The sequence below is a fragment of the Devosia psychrophila genome (assembly GCF_000971275.1).
Lineage (GTDB): Bacteria > Pseudomonadota > Alphaproteobacteria > Rhizobiales > Devosiaceae > Devosia > Devosia psychrophila.
Genome location: NZ_LAPV01000141.1, coordinates 58,983 through 75,610 on the forward strand (window position 1 = coordinate 58,983; position 16,628 = coordinate 75,610).

Annotated in this window: 15 protein-coding genes; 7 read left to right on the top strand and 8 right to left on the bottom strand. The window is 61.8% G+C overall.

The window, feature by feature from the left end:
* Positions 1-22: 22 nt before the first annotated feature.
* Entirely contained in the window at positions 23-874 is an 852-nt protein-coding gene (locus WH91_RS15380) for an alpha/beta fold hydrolase (protein WP_143078056.1), read from the bottom strand.
* A gap of 124 nt (positions 875-998) precedes the next feature.
* Here WH91_RS15380 and WH91_RS15385 point away from each other — a divergent pair, with 124 nt between their 5' ends.
* Positions 999-1,886, top strand: coding sequence for a LysR family transcriptional regulator (locus tag WH91_RS15385; RefSeq protein WP_046171891.1), 888 nt, complete (start codon positions 999-1,001; stop codon positions 1,884-1,886).
* 13 nt (positions 1,887-1,899) lie between these two features.
* On the opposite strand, the gene sseA is transcribed toward WH91_RS15385, so the two are convergent.
* The 5 genes from sseA to WH91_RS15410 all read right to left on the bottom strand — a co-directional run bounded on the left by sseA (position 1,900) and on the right by WH91_RS15410 (position 7,000).
* Entirely contained in the window at positions 1,900-2,733 is an 834-nt protein-coding gene (gene sseA / locus WH91_RS15390; protein ID WP_046171892.1) for a 3-mercaptopyruvate sulfurtransferase, read from the bottom strand.
* A gap of 135 nt (positions 2,734-2,868) precedes the next feature.
* On the bottom strand, positions 2,869-3,927 hold the full coding sequence (locus tag WH91_RS15395; RefSeq protein ID WP_046171955.1) for an ABC transporter ATP-binding protein: 1,059 nt from the start codon (positions 3,925-3,927) through the stop codon (positions 2,869-2,871).
* Positions 3,928-3,944: 17 nt separating this feature from the next.
* A complete protein-coding gene (locus WH91_RS15400) occupies positions 3,945-4,736 on the bottom strand; it encodes an ABC transporter permease (RefSeq protein ID WP_046171893.1) in 792 nt (263 codons plus the stop codon).
* Entirely contained in the window at positions 4,733-5,608 is an 876-nt protein-coding gene (locus tag WH91_RS15405) for an ABC transporter permease (RefSeq protein WP_046171894.1), read from the bottom strand. Before WH91_RS15405 ends, WH91_RS15400 begins: the two co-directional genes overlap by 4 nt.
* 282 nt (positions 5,609-5,890) lie before the next feature.
* A complete protein-coding gene (locus tag WH91_RS15410) occupies positions 5,891-7,000 on the bottom strand; it encodes an ABC transporter substrate-binding protein (RefSeq protein WP_052952871.1) in 1,110 nt (369 codons plus the stop codon).
* Between the two features lie 368 nt (positions 7,001-7,368).
* Here WH91_RS15410 and WH91_RS15415 point away from each other — a divergent pair, with 368 nt between their 5' ends.
* The 4 genes from WH91_RS15415 (at position 7,369) to WH91_RS15430 (ending at position 12,501) form a co-directional block, all read left to right on the top strand.
* Positions 7,369-8,634 carry an imelysin family protein gene (locus WH91_RS15415; protein ID WP_046171895.1) on the top strand — a complete coding sequence of 422 codons (1,266 nt, stop codon included), beginning with the start codon at positions 7,369-7,371 and terminating at the stop codon, positions 8,632-8,634.
* Positions 8,635-8,831: 197 nt separating this feature from the next.
* Positions 8,832-10,343 (top strand): di-heme oxidoreductase family protein, encoded by a 1,512-nt coding sequence (locus WH91_RS15420; RefSeq protein ID WP_082102202.1) that lies wholly within the window; start codon positions 8,832-8,834, stop codon positions 10,341-10,343.
* The gene (locus WH91_RS15425) at positions 10,343-11,410 is read left to right on the top strand and encodes an imelysin family protein (protein WP_046171897.1); all 1,068 of its coding nucleotides are present in this window, start codon (positions 10,343-10,345) and stop codon (positions 11,408-11,410) included. Before WH91_RS15420 ends, WH91_RS15425 begins: the two co-directional genes overlap by 1 nt.
* Before the next feature lie 2 nt (positions 11,411-11,412).
* Positions 11,413-12,501 (top strand): DUF1513 domain-containing protein, encoded by a 1,089-nt coding sequence (locus tag WH91_RS15430; protein ID WP_046171898.1) that lies wholly within the window; start codon positions 11,413-11,415, stop codon positions 12,499-12,501.
* A gap of 6 nt (positions 12,502-12,507) precedes the next feature.
* Here WH91_RS15430 and WH91_RS15435 read toward each other — a convergent pair whose 3' ends face one another.
* Positions 12,508-12,693, bottom strand: a complete 186-nt coding sequence (locus WH91_RS15435; protein WP_046171899.1) for a hypothetical protein — start codon at positions 12,691-12,693, stop codon at positions 12,508-12,510.
* Positions 12,694-12,770: 77 nt separating this feature from the next.
* Positions 12,771-13,790, bottom strand: a complete 1,020-nt coding sequence (locus tag WH91_RS15440) for a substrate-binding domain-containing protein (RefSeq protein WP_046171900.1) — start codon at positions 13,788-13,790, stop codon at positions 12,771-12,773.
* Between the two features lie 498 nt (positions 13,791-14,288).
* On the opposite strand from WH91_RS15440, the gene WH91_RS15445 reads away from it, so the two are divergent.
* Positions 14,289-15,557, top strand: a complete 1,269-nt coding sequence (locus tag WH91_RS15445; RefSeq protein WP_046171901.1) for an ABC transporter substrate-binding protein — start codon at positions 14,289-14,291, stop codon at positions 15,555-15,557.
* A gap of 90 nt (positions 15,558-15,647) precedes the next feature.
* Positions 15,648-16,628: a carbohydrate ABC transporter permease gene (locus WH91_RS15450; protein WP_046171902.1), complete on the top strand. Its 981-nt coding sequence runs from the start codon at positions 15,648-15,650 to the stop codon at positions 16,626-16,628.

Below are 16,628 nucleotides of genomic sequence, written 5' to 3' on the forward strand. Positions count from 1 at the left end.
GCGAGTGGGGACGTGCTTTGAATTAGGGCGCTGCGGCCAGCTTGATGCTGGGGCCATTGCCGGCCAGTTCGCCGAGGAATGACAGGATGCGCGGCGACACCAGGTCGGGCATTTCGGTGTGAGGATAATGGCCTGCGCCATCGACGATCAGGGTTTCGGCGTTGAGCTTGCCGGCCAGCATGCGGGCTTCTTCGACGGCATCGGTGAAGTCGGGATCCCTAGTGCCCATGACGATCAGGGCAGGCACCTTGGTCTGGTCGAGAATGGCGGCAGTATCAGCCTTGGACAGGCCGAGCATGGCGATCAGGGCGTCCATGCGGCCGGGCTCGCGCAGGTTCTCGGTGATGGCGGCCTCTACCTGCGCATGATCCGCAGGCTTTTTGGTGGGAAACAGGGTATCCCAATAGATGGTCCAGAAGCCGACGCGCCAAGGGCCGGCAAAGCCGATTTTCAGCGAGAGCTTCTGCACGAAAGTCGGTTCGAGATCGCGGACGATGGGTCCAAGCAGCACCACGCCATTGACCTGTTCGGGTGCATCCTGCGCTGCCCACAGGGCAGAGCCGGCGGCGAATGAATTGCCCATGATGGTGGCCGGACCGGCGCCAAGGTGCTTGAGCACGGCGACAGCGTCACGGCCGACTGCACGGGCCGAGTAGTCGTTCCAGGTCGCGCTGGTTTCGCCATAACCGCGGGCATCCATGGTGATGACGCGATAGCCGGCCTGCTGCAAAGCGGGGCGCAAGTAGCGGTATTCCGAGCGCAGGTCGCCCATGCCGGGGATGGCGAGGATTGCTGGACCATTGCCGCCCGTGTCCTCAAAAGCGATCTGGCCGCCCTCAGTGGTGATGAACTGCGTCTGGTTGGTGATGTTCATGATGCTACCCTTGGTTTGCTGTTCACGTCGCTGGTCTGGGCCGCGATCTGTGGTTGACGCTCACAAGGTAGCTGTCTTAATTTCGAATGGTAATTGAGCAAGAAACGATAACGTCGTTCCAAAAATGAATAACCTCGACTGGACGCTGGTTCGATCCTTTTTGGCCGTCGTTGAGGGCGGCTCTCTGTCTACAGCGGCTAAAAACATTGGCGCGACGCAGCCGACGTTGAGCCGGCACATTCGGGAACTGGAAACCGCGCTCGGGGTCATCCTGTTCACGCGTTCGGCACGAGGGCTGGAGCCGACCAGCCCGGCGCTCGGCCTGATCGAGGATGCGCGGGCCATGGGTGCCGCAGCCGAGGCGCTCAACCTCAAGGCTCAGGGACGCTCGCAGCAACTGCTCGGCAGTGTGCGGATCACCGCATCGGTCATCGTCGCCAACCTCATGCTGCCCCCGATTGTAGCGGCCTTGCGGCAGGCGGAACCGAGCATACAGTTCGAGATCGTGGCTTCGGACACCAACCAGAACCTGTTGCGCCGCGACGCCGACATCGCCATTCGCATGGCAGATCCGACGCAGAACGCCCTGATTGCCCGAAAGCTCGGGGAGACGCCGATCGGCCTGTTTGCCACCAAGGCCTATTTCGATCGCCGGGGGCGCGTGGCGTCAAAAGCTGATCTGCAGCGGCACGACCTGATCGGGCTCGATCGCGGCGATTTCCTGATCCGCGCTTTTTCAGCCTATGACATCGACCTGGCCCGCGAGCAGTTTGCCTTCCGGACCGATGATGGAATGCTGACCTGGAACCTGCTGCTGGCAGGCGCAGGCATCGGCGTCGGCCAGGTTATCCTGGCAAGACGTCATCCGGAACTCGAGCAGGTGGATAGCGGGATTGCCCTTAATCCACTGCCGGTCTGGCTGGTGATGAGCGAGGAAGTCCGCACCAACGCGCGCATTCGGCGGGTTGCAGATTTTCTGACGACGGCCCTCGGCGAGGTCCTGCGGGGCTAGGGTATCAGACCGATCAGGTCTCGATATCGGCGTCCTTGCGGCTGCCCCATTCGGTCCAGGAGCCGTCATAGACGGCGACGTCTTTGGCACCGGCAAGCCCGAGCGCCAGCGCCAGCGTCGAGGCGGTGATGCCCGAGCCGCAGGAGGTAATGATGGGCTGGGCGAGATCGAGGCCGCGGTCGGTGAACAGTTGCTGCAGCTCGGCAGCGGGCTTGATCTGGCCGGCTTCGGTGAGAAGGCTGACCGGAACGTTGAGGCTATTGGGGATGTGACCGCTCCGCAGGCCAGCGCGTGGTTCGGAGACCTCGCCGTGAAATCGCGGTGCGGGCCGGGCATCGGCTATCTGGGCCTGGCCGTCGCGGCTGCGGGCCCGGACTATTTCGAAATCCGCGACGCGCGCCGGATCGAAACTGGTTTCGAATATCTGGCGCGAGCGAGTGACCAGACCCGGCTCGGTGGCGCGGCGTTCGGCACGCCATTTGGGACCGCCGCCGGAGAGGATGCGGACGTCGGCGGCGCCCATGGCCTTAAAAGTCCACCACACGCGCGGCGCGGAAAACAGGCCGAGCTCATCATAGACCACGATGGTCATGCCGTCGGAAATGCCCAAGGCGCCGACCATGCGGGCGAAATCGCTGGGCGCGGGCAGCATATGGGGCAGCTCGGAAGTGTTGTCGGCCACCCCGTCGATGTCGAAAAACACTGCGCCGGGTATGTGGCCGTCGAGATATTCGGCCTGGGCGTTGCGCGCGGCATTGGGCATGTGCCAGCTGCCATCCAGCACGACCACATTGGGGTCGCTGAGATGGGCTGCAAGCCACTCGGTGGTGACGAAGGGGGATTCCATCGGGCGTCGACTCCTTCGGTGGGTCGTCAGTGGTAACGGCCTTTCGCCGTCTGCCGCAAGGGGGAGTGTGGTCCACACCACGTCCCTCCCTAAACTACCCCCACCCTTGTCCCCTCCCCACAAGGCGCGAAGCGATCAGAGAACCAGCAGGTCCTTGCTGGCGAGGCTGATGGTAATGGGTTCGTTGCGGGCGGGCGGGGCGGTGCGCTGGTCGTTGAAGGTGTCGAGGCTGATGATGTTGCGGCCGAGGGCGACGCGGAGGCGGATGACCGAGCCGAGGAAGGTGACGTCGGAAATGGTGCCGGTCAGCGTGATGTCATTGCCATCACGCGGGCCGACGGCCAGCACTTCTGGACGGAGGGTCAAGGAGATCGGGGCAGCGCTGGCTGCAGATGCCGGGAGGGCGCTGACGGTGACTGTCTGGCCATCGATCGCGACGGTGCGCGCGGCGGCATCGAGCACGGTGGCCTCGATGGTGTTGAGGTGACCGACGAAGGTGGCGACAAAGCGGGTGGCGGGCTTGTTGTAGATTTCGTGTGGGGCGCCGAGCTGTTCGATATTGCCGTTATTCATGACCACGATGCGATCGGAAATCGACAACGCCTCTTCCTGGTCGTGGGTGACGAAGACGGTGGTGATGCCCAGCTCAAGCTGGATGGCGCGGATTTCTTCGCGCAGTGAGACACGGATCTTGGCGTCGAGAGCAGAAAGTGGCTCATCGAGCAGGAGCATGCGGGGACGCGGTGCGATGGCGCGGGCGAGGGCGACGCGCTGCTGTTGGCCGCCAGACATTTCGTAGGGGTAGCGTTTTTCGAAGCCGGGCAGGCCGATCAGCTTGAGCATTTCATCGACGCGGGCACGGCGCTGTTCGGCGGGCATGCCGGCAATCTTGAGGCCGAAGCCGATATTGTCGCCGACGTTGAGATTGGGGAACAGGGCATAGGCCTGGAACACCATGCCCAGCTGGCGCTGGTTTGGCTTGAGGCCGGTGATGTCCTGGCCATCGACTTTGATCGATCCCGAGGTGGGGTGTTCGAAGCCGGCGATCATGCGCAGGATGGTAGTCTTGCCGCAGCCGGAAGGTCCGAGCAGGGAAATGAACTCGCCCTTGTCGAAGGCGAAGTTGACCGACTTGACCACGGTGGTGGTGCCGAAAGTCTTGGTGAGATTGTTGACTTCGAGAAAGGCGGCCATGATCAATCGGTACTCTCTCAGTCGGTTCTGGCAGAAGTGCGGGGGGCGAAGCGGCCGAGCACGTTGATCATGCCCATGGCGCCCCAGGTGATGATGAAGGAAATGATGGCAAGCGCCGCCGGCTCATAAGCCTTGTTGGTGCCGATGCCCACGAGATACGGGCCGAAAGCCGGCCGGTTGAGCAGCGACGCGATGGTGAATTCGCCGATCACGATGGCGAAGGTCAGGAAGGCGCCGGAGAGGATGGCGACCAAGATATTGGGCAGGATGATCTGGCCGATGATCTGGAGCTGGTTGGCGCCGGCGATCTGGGCCGCTTCAGTGAGCGTACCGATGTCGATGGTGCGCATGCCGTTGTCGACGGCGCGATACATATAGGGCAGCGCCAGCGTCACATAGGCGCCGGTGAGCAGGATGTCGGTGCCAAAAGCGCTGCTGGTGAAGGGGATGATCGAGCTGGAATTGTACAGGCGGATATAGCCGTAGACCAGAACCAGCGCCGGAATGATCAGCGGCAGCAGGGTGACGAATTCCATGACGGGGCGCAGCCAGGGCATGCGCAGGCGGACGAAATACACCGCCGGCACGACGACAAGGACCCCGACCACGATGGTGACGGCGCCGATGGCCAGCGAATAGCCGAAAGTGCCGTAAAAGCGCGGGTCGGAGAATACTGAGACGTAGGCGTCAAAGCTCAGCTCATTGCGGCGCATGCGCAGCGAGAAGATGAAGGTGGCGAGCAGCGGCACCAGGAAGTAGGCCGCGCCAAGGGCAAAAACCAGCCAGGCCCAGAACTTGTTGGGCTTCATTTCATCCACCTCTCGGCGCGTTTGGCGACAATCAGATAGATGACATTGGCCAGCGAGGTGATGACGATCATGCCAAGCGCCAGCGCGGCGCCGAGGCCAGGATTCTGCAGCGCATCGCCGCGGATCTGGTTGTAGAGCAGCACGGTAACGATGTTGAGGTTGGAGCCGGTGAGGGCCCAGGCGGTGGCGATTGCGCCGAAGGCATTGGCAAACAGCAGGCTGAGCGTGCCGAGGAAGCTGGGCCACAGGATGGGTAGGCCGACATAGCGCCAGAACTGCCACTGATTGGCGCCAAGCATCTGGGCGGCCTCGCTCCATTCCTTCTTGAGCCCGTCGACGGCTGGCGCAATGGTCAGCATCATCAGCGGGATCTGGAAGTAGAGATAGGTCAGCGTCAGGCCCCAGAAGCTGAACAGGCTGAAGCCGGCGCGGTAAAGATCGAGGTGGAACACATCACGCAGGACGATGGTGACGAGACCGATGCGACCGAGCGTGGCGATGAAGGCAAAGGCCAGCGGGACGCCGGCAAAATTGCTGGCGACGCCGGAAAAGGTCATAACCGCGGAGCGCAGGGGTGCCGGCAGGCGACCCCGGATGATGGCAAGCGTGATGGCGAGGCCGATCAACGCACCAAGAATGGCGGAAGCGCCGGAAACTCGGATGGAAATCGAGTAGGCAGCGAGAATTTGGTCGGTGAACAGGCCGCCGATATTGTCAAAGGTGAAATTGCCGGCCCTGTCGGTGAAAGCCGTGCCGATCAACGAGAGTGTCGGCATGAACAGGAACATCACCGCGAAGATGACGAAGGGCGCAACGGCCAGGTAATCCCAGGGGATGCGGCGGCGGGTCGGTCGGGATGTGCTGTCGGTCATGTTGCCCGTCGTGGCCCCAGTGTCGTCTATTCAGACAGTCCCCGGGGTTTGACCCGAGAACCATTGCAGCACCTGCCGCGCGGCGAGTGGCCCTCGGCTCAAGTCCGAGGGAGAAGCTGTGGGCGGGACAAGATTGCGCCCAAAACTGGATGCAGCAGATCCCCCTCGACGGGGGAGGTTGGGAGGGGGAGCGTGAGCCCCGATATTGGGCCAAACTTCCCCTCCCCTTAGCCCTCCCCGCAAGGGGGAGGGCGTCGACTGAAAACTCAGTCGCAGGTCAGACTACTGAACCGATGCGCCGACGGTGGTGTCCCAGCCGGTGGTGATGGTGGTCTTGTTGGCGTTCTGCTCTTCGATCGTGGGGAACACGGCCTTGGCGTAGTTGTCGGCAGCCGGCAGCTTGGCCATCAGTTCGGCTGGCAGGGTGCCGGCTTCGGACATGGCGTTGAAGCGGATCGGGTGGCAATAGCCAGCCAGCCAGCCGTTCTGGCCTTCGTCTGAATAGAGGTATTCCATCCAGAGCTTGGCAGCGTTCGGGTGCGGTGCATGAGCCGAGATGGCCTGCACGTAGACGCCGGCAACGACGCCGTCAGCCGGGACGACGACTTCGATTGGCGGGTTGCCATTGAGGTTGTCACGAGCGGCCAGCAGGTTGTAGTCCCAGTTGATGGCGATTGGGGTGGTGCCCTGGGCGATGGCAGCGGCTTCGGCGTCGACGGGGACGAAGTTGCCCTTGTCGTTCAGCGCCTTGAAGTACTCGAGACCTGCCTGGGCGCCGCCAGCGGCATCTGCGCCGGTCGACAGACCTGCTGCATAGACCGACAGGATGGCGTTGTTGGCAGTGCGCGGATCGCCAGCCAGAGCGACCGAGTTCGCGAATTCGTCCTTCTGCAGGTCAGCCCAGGACGCCGGGTTTTCGCCGGTGATGATGTCCTTGTTGATGCCGAAAGCCAGCACGCCGTAATAGTCGCCGTACCAGAAGCCGTCGGCATCCTTGGCGTCGGCCGGAATGTCGTCCCAGGTCGAGACCTTGTAAGCCTGCAGCAGGCCTTCTTCCTTGGCCTGGGGGCCAAAGGCGAGACCGACGTCGAGCACGTCGGGAGCCTGCGGACCGGTATTGCCGATATTGGCGCGGACGGCTTCGAGCTCGTCGGCCGAGCCGGCATCGGGGTTGAGTTCGTTGACGGTGATGTCGGGATACTTGGCCTTGAAGGCTTCGATCACGCCGCCGTAGTTGCACCAGGAGTGGGGCAGGGCGATGACGGTGAGCTGACCTTCGGTCTTGGCGGCTGCGTAAAGCGCCTCGAGATCGGCCTGGGCGAATGCGGGCGCAGTCACGGCGAGCACGGCTAGCATCGACACCGATGCGCCGAGCATATTCTTGATGGACATGTTCAGTCTCCCTGAAAAGTCGTTCGCGGTGCCCCATTGAGGGCATTCGGGCGAACTGAGCGGGAAGTAGAGAGGCAGTGTGACAGTGCAATGACGGTTTGCGGTAAGGCACATGACAGTAACAACTGCCGTGATATCAGCCGCTTATGTCTTGCTCATTGCCCCTATGCGTCCTCCCCAGTTGCAATTGTGACAGTGCCTGTTTGTGACAGTCTCGTCCAGATGGTCAAAAATTGACAAATCGACGTCTCAAAGAGCTGGGTAGCGCCTCTCGAGGAGCCGTGGACTGCCGCGAAACAGCAAGTGGGAATTGCTTTTTAAAGATGACAGGCGTAGTCCGGTTCGCAATTCATTCGGGAGTTTCGTCCATGTTCTCGCTCGGCAGGCGCTCGCTGCGCACTCTGGCTATTGCACTTACTTTGTCGGTTGCGCCGGTTGCAGCTTTTGCGCAGGCACCGGCTGATGCCGATGTGCTGGACAATTATGCCGATCTGGCGCTGGCCGGTTACGAAGATGCGTTGAGTACGACGAAGGCGCTTGATGCGGCGATTGACGCGTTGATCGCTACGCCGAGCGAAGCGACTCTGCAGGCGGCCAAGGATGCCTGGAAGGCGGCGCGCATTCCCTATCAGCAGACCGAGGCGTTCCGCTTCGGCAACCCGATCGTCGATGAGTGGGAAGGGCGCGTGAATGTCTGGCCGCTGGACGAAGGCCTGATCGACTATGTCGACGCAAGCTACGGCAGCGAGAGCGACAGCAACGCGCTTTATGTGGCCAATGTCATTGCCAACCCCAAGCTGCTGATCGACGGCGTCGAGCTGGATGCGACCAACATCACCCCGGCGCTGCTGCAGGACAACCTGCAAGAGGCGGCGGGCGTCGAGTCAAACGTGGCGACGGGCTACCATGCGATCGAGTTTTTGCTGTGGGGCCAGGACCTGAATGGCACCGGGCCGGGCGCCGGGGCGCGGCCGTTCACCGATTATTCGACGGCAGATCATGCCGACCGTCGCGGCGCATATCTCAAGGCGGCGTCGTCGCTGCTGGTCAGCGATCTCGAGGAAATGGTGGCCAACTGGACTGCCGATGGTGCTGCCCGCGCGGCACTGCCGGAACTGGGTATCTCGGCCATTCTTACTGGCATGGGCTCGCTGTCTTTCGGCGAAGTGGCTGGCGAACGCATGAAGCTGGGCCTGCTGCTGCATGATCCCGAAGAAGAGCAGGACTGCTTCTCGGACAACACGCATGTGTCCCATCTCAACGATGCGGTCGGCATTCGGAATGTCTATCTAGGCAAATATGTGCGCGTCGATGGTCGTGTGGTCGATGGACCTTCGCTGTCGGACGTGATCGCCGCCAAGGATGCTGCGCTCGACACCGAAATCAAGGCGCTGCTCGACGACACGGTGGGCAAGATGAACGTGATGGCCGACCGCGCCGAAGCCGGCGAGGCCTATGACCAGCAGATCGGCGAAGGCAATGTCGAAGGCAATGCCGTGGTGCAGGCCGCCATCGACGGGCTGATTGCCCAGACGCGCGGCATCGAGCGCGCCGTGGCGCTGCTGAAGCTGGGCGATGCCGTGACCATTGAAGACAGCGACAGCTTGAGCAATCCGGACGCGGTGTTTCAGTAATCGACAGACGTACTCCAAACCCGATGTCACCCCCGGCCTTGAACCTGGGCCTATCGTGAGATCGTGCCCCGACTGCGGGTCGCTCGTCCGAGCTATCTGGCGGCAAGACTGCTATCTCAGGGAGCATCCCGGCTTACGGCCCGGATGGCACCGAGTTTGTTGGTCGTTTGGCAAAAAAACCGGTAATAGCAACGCCCATGAAAACTCGCTTCACCATAGCTCTCGTCGCGCTGCTTGCCGGTGGGATGGTGTTTGCGCAGGACAGGGCGGTGCGCAGCGACCTGACCGCCGAAGATCTGGCGCGGGTGCAGGCTGTGACCCGGTCTACCACGGATTTTACCAAGCCCGAGGGCTCGGAGAAGAACTCGGCGGGCAAGGGGACTACGGACTTTTCGGTCAACGCGGACTCATTCAGCCATTTTCTCGATAATCTGAGTTTTGAGCAGGAAGAGCAGTTCAAGCTCGGCAATGCGCTGTTCCGCAAGATCTGGGTGTCATCGCCGAGTTCGACGCAGGCATCGGATGGGCTGGGGCCGCTGTTCAATGCGCGGGGCTGTCAGAGTTGCCATATCAAGGACGGGCGCGGCCACCCGCCATTTGAGGGCCAGTCCGAGAATGTCTCGATGTTCCTCCGGCTGTCGGTGCCGCCGGGCGAGAATGACACGCCGCTGGCGCTGGACGGGGTGGTTGCTGGCGAAGTGGGCGATCCGGTCTATGGCACGCAATTGCAGGATTTCGCAGTGCCGGGGTTGAAAGCCGAGGGGCGCATGGTGATCGACTATACGGACCTGCCCGTGACGCTGGGCGATGGCACGGTGGTGACGCTGCGGCCGCCAAGTTATTCGGCCGCTGACCTCAACTACGGCCCGCTGGCGGACAATGTGATGATATCGCCGCGCATTGCCAGTCCGATGATCGGGTTGGGGCTGGTAGAGCAGGTCCCGGCCGAGGATATTCTGGCGCTGGCTGATCCCGATGACCGGGATGGCGATGGTATTTCGGGCAAGCCCAATTTTGCGATAGAGCCTGTGTCCAAGTCAGTGATGCTGGGGCGGTTTGGCTGGAAGGCTGGAATGGCGAGCATCCGCAGCCAGTCGGCTTCGGCCTTTGCAGGCGACATCGGCGTTTCGACGCCGCTGTTCGACCTGCCGCATGGCGACTGCACCGAAAACCAGGCCGAATGCCTTGCCATGCCAACCGGCGAGCAGGCGCGGCTGGGGGTGTCGGAAGCGCCGGACCCGGTGCTCGACCTGGTGACGTTTTATGCGCAGACGCTGGGCGTGCCGGAGCGGCGCGATGTCGATGCGCCAGCGGTCTTGCGTGGCAAGGCGGCGTTTTATGGGGCCGGCTGTGCCAGCTGCCATATGCCAAAGTTCGTGACCAGCCGGGCGGCGGAGAATCCGGCGCATCGTTTCCAGCTGATCTGGCCGTATTCGGACTTTTTGCTGCATGACATGGGCGAGGGACTGGCGGATCACCGGCCCGAAGGGCTAGCCGATGGTTCGGAGTGGCGCACGCCGCCGCTGTGGGGCATCGGGCTGACGCAGACAGTATCGGGACACACATTTTTCCTGCATGATGGGCGGGGGCGCAGCCTCGTCGAAGCCATTTTGTGGCATGGCGGGGAAGCGCAAGCGTCGCGCGACGGGTTTGCCAAAATGTCCCAATCGACACGCGATGATGTTATCGCCTTTCTGGAATCGCTGTGATGCGCAAGCTGCTCGCTCTATTGCTGATGGTCTTGGCGCAGCCGGCATGGGCGCAATCGCCGACACCGGGCACGGTGCTGGATGCGGCGGTCAATCAGGTGATCCGGCCTGCGATGGCCGAATTCAAGCGTAGCGCCAGCGGGCTGGAAAGCGCCATGGGCGGGTTATGTGTGCTCCCCTCGGTGGACACGCTTGCCGTTGCGCATCGCCAGTTCGAGCAGGCGGCGCTGGCCTACGGGGGGATCGAATTCATTCGCATCGGGCCGCTGATGGAAGAAAATCGCGTCGACCGGCTGCTGTTTTTTCCCGACCGCAAAGGGATCGGGCTGCGGCAGGTGCAGGCTATCCTCGCCGAGAAGGATGCGACGGCATCCAGTGTGACGAGTCTGCGCGAAAAAAGCGTAGCGGCGCAGGGGTTTGGCGCGCTGGAATTTGTGCTGTACGGCACCGGCGCAGAGGAATTGTCGACGGTCGAGGGGCAATTCCGCTGTCGTTATGGGCAGGCGATTGCCGCCAATGTCAGTTCCATTGCCGATGAGCTGGCGATGGGCTGGTACCGCTATGACGGGGTGGCGGCGCATCTGACGCGGCCCGATCCGAGCTATGCGGATTACCGGACGCCGATCGAGGCGTTGGAGCAGATCGTCGGGCTGGTGTCGCATGGCATCGAGGGGACGCGGGACGCGCGGATCAAGCCGTTTATTGCCAATGGCGATGCGGCGGCCAAGCCCAAGCAGGCGCTGTTTTGGCGCTCTGGGCTGACCATGGCGATGATCGAGGCCAATGTGGAGGGCATGCGGCGGCTGATCGAGGTGTCGGGCATAGCGCGCGAGGTCGAGGAGAAGGACAAGGCACTGGACAACTCAATTGCGTTCGAATTTTCCAATGCCCAGAGGGCGATAGACCTGGTGACGCTGCCGGTCGAGCAAGCGGTGGCGGATGAGAAACAGGCGCATGCGCTGGATTATCTGGTGCTGGTGACCGGGTCGTTGCAGAACCAGATCGGCGAGCAACTGTCGGCGGCGCTCGGATTGTCGGTGGGCTTTTCGTCGCTGGACGGAGACTGATCATGTGGCAGCGCAGGGCGTTTTTGAAGGCTGCTGGCGTCGGTTTTGCTGCAAGTTTGTTGCCCCGGCAGGCGGTGGCGCTGGAGCGGAGCGAGTTGGTGTTTGCCAGTTCGGTGCAGACGGCGACGGGCGGTTATGGTGCGGTTTTGTTAGGCGAGCGGGGCGATTTGATCGCGTCGATTGACCTGCCGGACCGGGGGCATGACATCACAATCAGCCCGCAGGCCGGGCGCGGCGTGGTGTTTGCGCGGCAGCCGGGGACGTTTGCGGTGGTGTTCGATCCGGCCGGACGTGAGGCGCCGGTGACGCTGACCAGCGTTGAGGGACGGCATTTTTTCGGGCATGGCGTGTTTTCACCTGACGGTAGCCTGCTTTACGCCACCGAAAGCGATTTTGAGGCGGCTCAAGGGGTTATCGGCGTCTACGATGTCACCAACGGTTACCGTAGGATTAGCGAATTCCTCACGCATGGCACCGGGCCGCACGAGATGCTGCTGATGCCCGATGGCATCACTTTCGTGGTGGCCAATGGCGGGATCGAGACGCATCCTGACTTCGGGCGGGCCGAGCTCAATCTTGAGACGATGGACCCGTCGGTGGTGTTTATCGACCGACGCGACGGCAGGTTGATTGGGCAGCTACGGCTCGATGCGGGACTGCACCAACTGTCGATCCGGCACATGGCGGTGGATGCGCGTGGGCGGGTATGGTTCGGCTGCCAGTACAAGGGGACGCCGACCGACAGTCCGCAACTGGTAGGCTATGCGACGATGGATGGCGAGATCAGCCTCGTCGAACTGCCGCCGGGGACGCTGGCTGACCTGCGCAATTATGTGGGGTCGGTCGCGGTTTCGGCCGATGGCAAGACGGTTGCCGTTTCGTCACCCGAGGGCGACTTGCTGGTGGCGATCGATGCGGAAGGGAAGCGGCCGGTGCTGGTGGAGACTCTGCGCAATGGCTGTGGTCTCGCCGCCGATGGCATTGGCTTTGTCGCGACGAGCGGCGAAGGCGCGATGATCGGTATTGCCGGGGCCGAACGCGAAGTTCAGAAGTTCGACTTCCTGTTCGATAATCACATGTTGCGCGTCTAGACGGGCTCAGCCGCGGTCGATGGGCCGGTAGAGGCCGATCATGGTCTGGCGGGCGCTTGCCAGCCACTGGCTGACGATCTCGATGGTTGTCGGGGGGTCGCGGAAGTTGCGCATCATGTGCTCGGCGATGCGATACCCCTCGCGTATGATGAGGCGCTCATCGAGTTTCAGGCCTATCGATGGAACCCGCATGACCGCCTCCCGCGTATGGTTTATGAAACCTTAACGCGGAGCTGGGCGATGAGTCCGGGGCTAACTGAAATTATGGTTTATGGCGCAGGGGCCGGGCCGGAGCTTTCGCGAAGGACGAGTTCGACGGGCCAGAGTTCGTGGACGTCCTCGATCTTTTTGCCGGCCAGGATTTGCAGGATCAGTTCGGCGACGCGGGTGCCGGCCTGGCGGATCGAGGAGCGCGTGGTGGACATGCTGGGAAACATGTTGTCGGCGTTGAGATAGGGGAAGACGTCGTCATGTGCGATCATGGAGACTTCCTTGCCCAGTGTCAGTTCGGCCTGGCGGATGGCGCGGAATACGCCGAGGGCGGTCATCATGGAGCCAGCTATAAAGGCTGTGGGGCGGGGGCGCAGCTCGAGCATCGCCTGGGCGAGCCGGAACGCCACTTCATCGGTGAAAACCGAATTGCCCATCAGGGCCGGATCGAAGGGTACGCCGCGCGCCGAAAGTGCCGCAAGGTAGCCGATTTCGCGGTGTTCGGCGAAGGTGCGTCCCTTGATGCCATTGAGCAAGGCAATGCGACGGTGACCCAGATCGAGCAGGTGGCTGGTGGCGCGCTCGACGGCGCCGGTATTGTCGATATCGAGCCAGGCGACGGTCTCGCCGATATTGGTGCGGCCGTGCAGCACGAAGGGTATGTCGAGGTCCTTGAGCAGCCTGACGCGCTCGTCGACGATCTTGGGCGAGTGCAGCACGATGGCGTCGACCTTCTGGCTGGCGGCCAGGCGGCGATAGGCGGCCACTTCGTCCTGGTAGGAATCGACGGTGGTGACAAGGATATCGATTTCCTCGGTGGCCATGCGTCCGCCCATGCCGGCGAGAAATTCGCTCATGTGGGGACCCAGTTCCTCGGCGCCACGCAGCACGAGGCCGATGGCGCCGGAGCGACCGGTGGCAAGGCGCAGGGCGCTTGCATTGGGTCGATAGCCCAGCCGCGCCGCGGTTTCGGCGACCCGCAGGCGGGTGGTCTCATTGACTTCGGGATAGCCATTGAGTGCCCGGCTCACAGTGGTTTGCGACAGGCCGAGATGCTCTGCCAAATCTTTCAGTCTCATCGCTGCCAACTTGCCCCAGGCACGGCATGACCAGCGCGCATGGACAGCGCGCAAAAATAGCGGCGCGAAGCCCGGTCAGGCTTGCCTTAGGGCATGCAGGCCGCCTTGAACAGCGGTTCCTGCTTCCTCCTCCGTGGATCATTCAAAGCGATTTCAAATTTTGATGCAAGGCCCGAATTTGATGGCAATTTTCTGAGGTGCGTACATCGGGTCGAACAGATCGGTCCCTGTGCGACTTAGAACGGATTGGTCCATAAGCTATTGAGGGGGTTAGAATATCCGTACGGCGCATATAGAATTCCTAACAAGACGTTCACGAGGTCCTTGACAGAAATTCTCCGCTCTGGTTCTTTTTCATTCAAAGCGCTTTGGAAATTAGGCGGAACAGCCGCCGAAACGGAGTGCTTTTGTAGGGAGGGGTTATGTCCAAGGCTGGCGTCTGAGCGCCGGCGGGCATTTTTGCCTCCCTTGCAGTTGGATCATTCGGGAGGAAATCTAATGAAAATCAATAAGTTGCTCGTCGGGCTTTTGACGAGCGTGACTTTGGTAGCAAGCGTAGCCCAAGCGGCCGAACTGTCGATGGTGTCGGGCGATACAGGCACTGGCCTCGCCTTCCTGCGCAGCCAGCTCGACAAGTTCGAGGCTGAAACCGGCAATACCGTCACCGTGGTGCCGATGCCCTCGTCCACATCCGACCAGTTCGGCCAGTACAAGCTTTGGCTTGCGGCCGGCAATTCTGACATCGACGTGTACCAGACCGACGTGATCTGGGCTCCGCAGCTCGCCGATCAGTTCCTAGACCTTACTGATGCGGCCAAGGACGTCGTGGGCCAGCATTTCCCCTCGATCATCGAGTCGCAGACCGTTGACGGCAAGCTCGTTGCGCTGCCAGCCTTCACCGATGCGCCGGCCCTGTTCTACCGCAAGGACCTGCTTGATAAGTATAGCAAGCCCATTCCCACCACTTGGGACGAAATGGCTGCTACCGCGAAGGAAATCATGGACGCGGAGCGCACTGCCGGCAATGCCGAGATGTATGGCTTCGTGTTCCAGGGCAATGCCTATGAAGGCCTGACCTGCAACGCCCTTGAATGGGTGAAGTCCAACGGTGGCGGCCAGATCGTCGAGGCCGATGGCACGATCTCGATCAACAACCCCCAGGCTGCTGCCGCCATCGAGCGCGCAGCATCATGGATCGGCACCATCGCTCCTGAAGGCAACCTGGCCTACCAGGAAGAAGAAAGCCGTGGCGTCTGGCAGCTTGGCAACTCGGTGTTCATGCGCAACTGGCCTTACGCCTATGCACTCGGCGCTGGCGACGACTCGGCCGTGAAGGGCCTGTTCGACGTGGCTCCTCTGCCTGCCGGTGACGGAGAAGGCTCTGGTTCGGCAGCAACGCTGGGCGGCTGGAACGTCGCCGTTTCCAAGTATTCCTCCGATCCGGAAGAGGCGATCAAGCTCGCGCTCTACCTTAGCTCGACGGAAGTGCAGAAGGAACGCGCGATCAACCAGTCGAACCTGCCCACAATCGAAGCGCTATATGACGACGCCGACGTACTGGCCGCTTCGCCGTTCATGGCAAACTGGAAAGAAATCTTCCAGAACGCCGTGCCGCGTCCATCCGCTCCGACCAAGATCAAGTACAATGAGGTCTCCTCGCTGTTCTGGAGCGCCGTGCATAGCACCCTGTCCGGCAATGGCACTGCTGCCGAGAACCTCGAAGGTCTCGAAGCCGACCTGACCGACCTCAAGGGCGACGCCTGGTAAGTCCTCCCAGCGCCCAATGTCGGGCGGACGATCGGAGTTTTCCCGTCGCCCGCCTGGCATAGTGATCATAGAAAACTGGAGGCGGCTACGATGGCCACGGATGTGATGGCGGAGCCGGTCGCTGCGACTGGTGTGAAGATCAAGTCGGAGCTGATGCAGCAGCGCGTCCGCGCAGCGCAGTTATTCCTCTTGCCGATGTTGCTGGCACTTGCCGTCGTGGCCGGGTGGCCGCTGCTCCGGTCGATCTATTTTTCATTTACCGACGCTTCACTGAACGATCTTGACGGCGCCCAGTGGATCGGTTTTGGCAATTATCTGCGCTGGCAGACGCTGGAAAGCGGCGCCGTGCGTTATAGGGGCGTGCTTGCCGACCCGGCGTGGTGGAACGCGGTGTGGAACACTATGCGCTTTGCAGTAGTGTCGGTCAGCCTTGAGGCCGTGCTCGGCATGGGCGTGGCTTTGGTGCTGAACGCCGAATTCAGGGGCCGCGGCATCGTGCGCGCCGCCATTCTCATTCCATGGGCTATTCCGACCATCGTCTCGGCCAAGATGTGGAGCTGGATGCTGAACGACCAGTTCGGCATTCTAAACGACCTGGGCATGCGCTTGGGCCTGCTGAGCCAGAAGGTGGCATGGACGGCAACGGCGGAGACCGCCATGCAGGCGGTTCTGGTGGTCGATATCTGGAAGACGACGCCATTCATGGCGCTGCTAATCCTTGCCGGCCTGCAGATGGTGCCCAAGGATATCTATGAAGCGGCAGACCTCGACGGGGTGCATCCGGTCAAGCAGTTCTTCCGCATCACGCTTCCCTTGGTGCGGCCCGCCCTCATGGTCGCGATCATTTTCCGACTGCTCGATGCGTTGCGTATTTTCGACCTGATCTATGTGCTGACGCCCAATAGCTCTGCGACCAAGACCATGTCGGTTCTGGCGCGTGAGAACCTGTTCGACTTCGACAAGTTTTCATACGGCTCGGCAATGTCGACACTGCTGTTCCTGATTATTGCCATCCTGACCATTCTCTACATCTGGCTGGGCAAAGTTCGATTTGACGGGGGAGACCGCTAA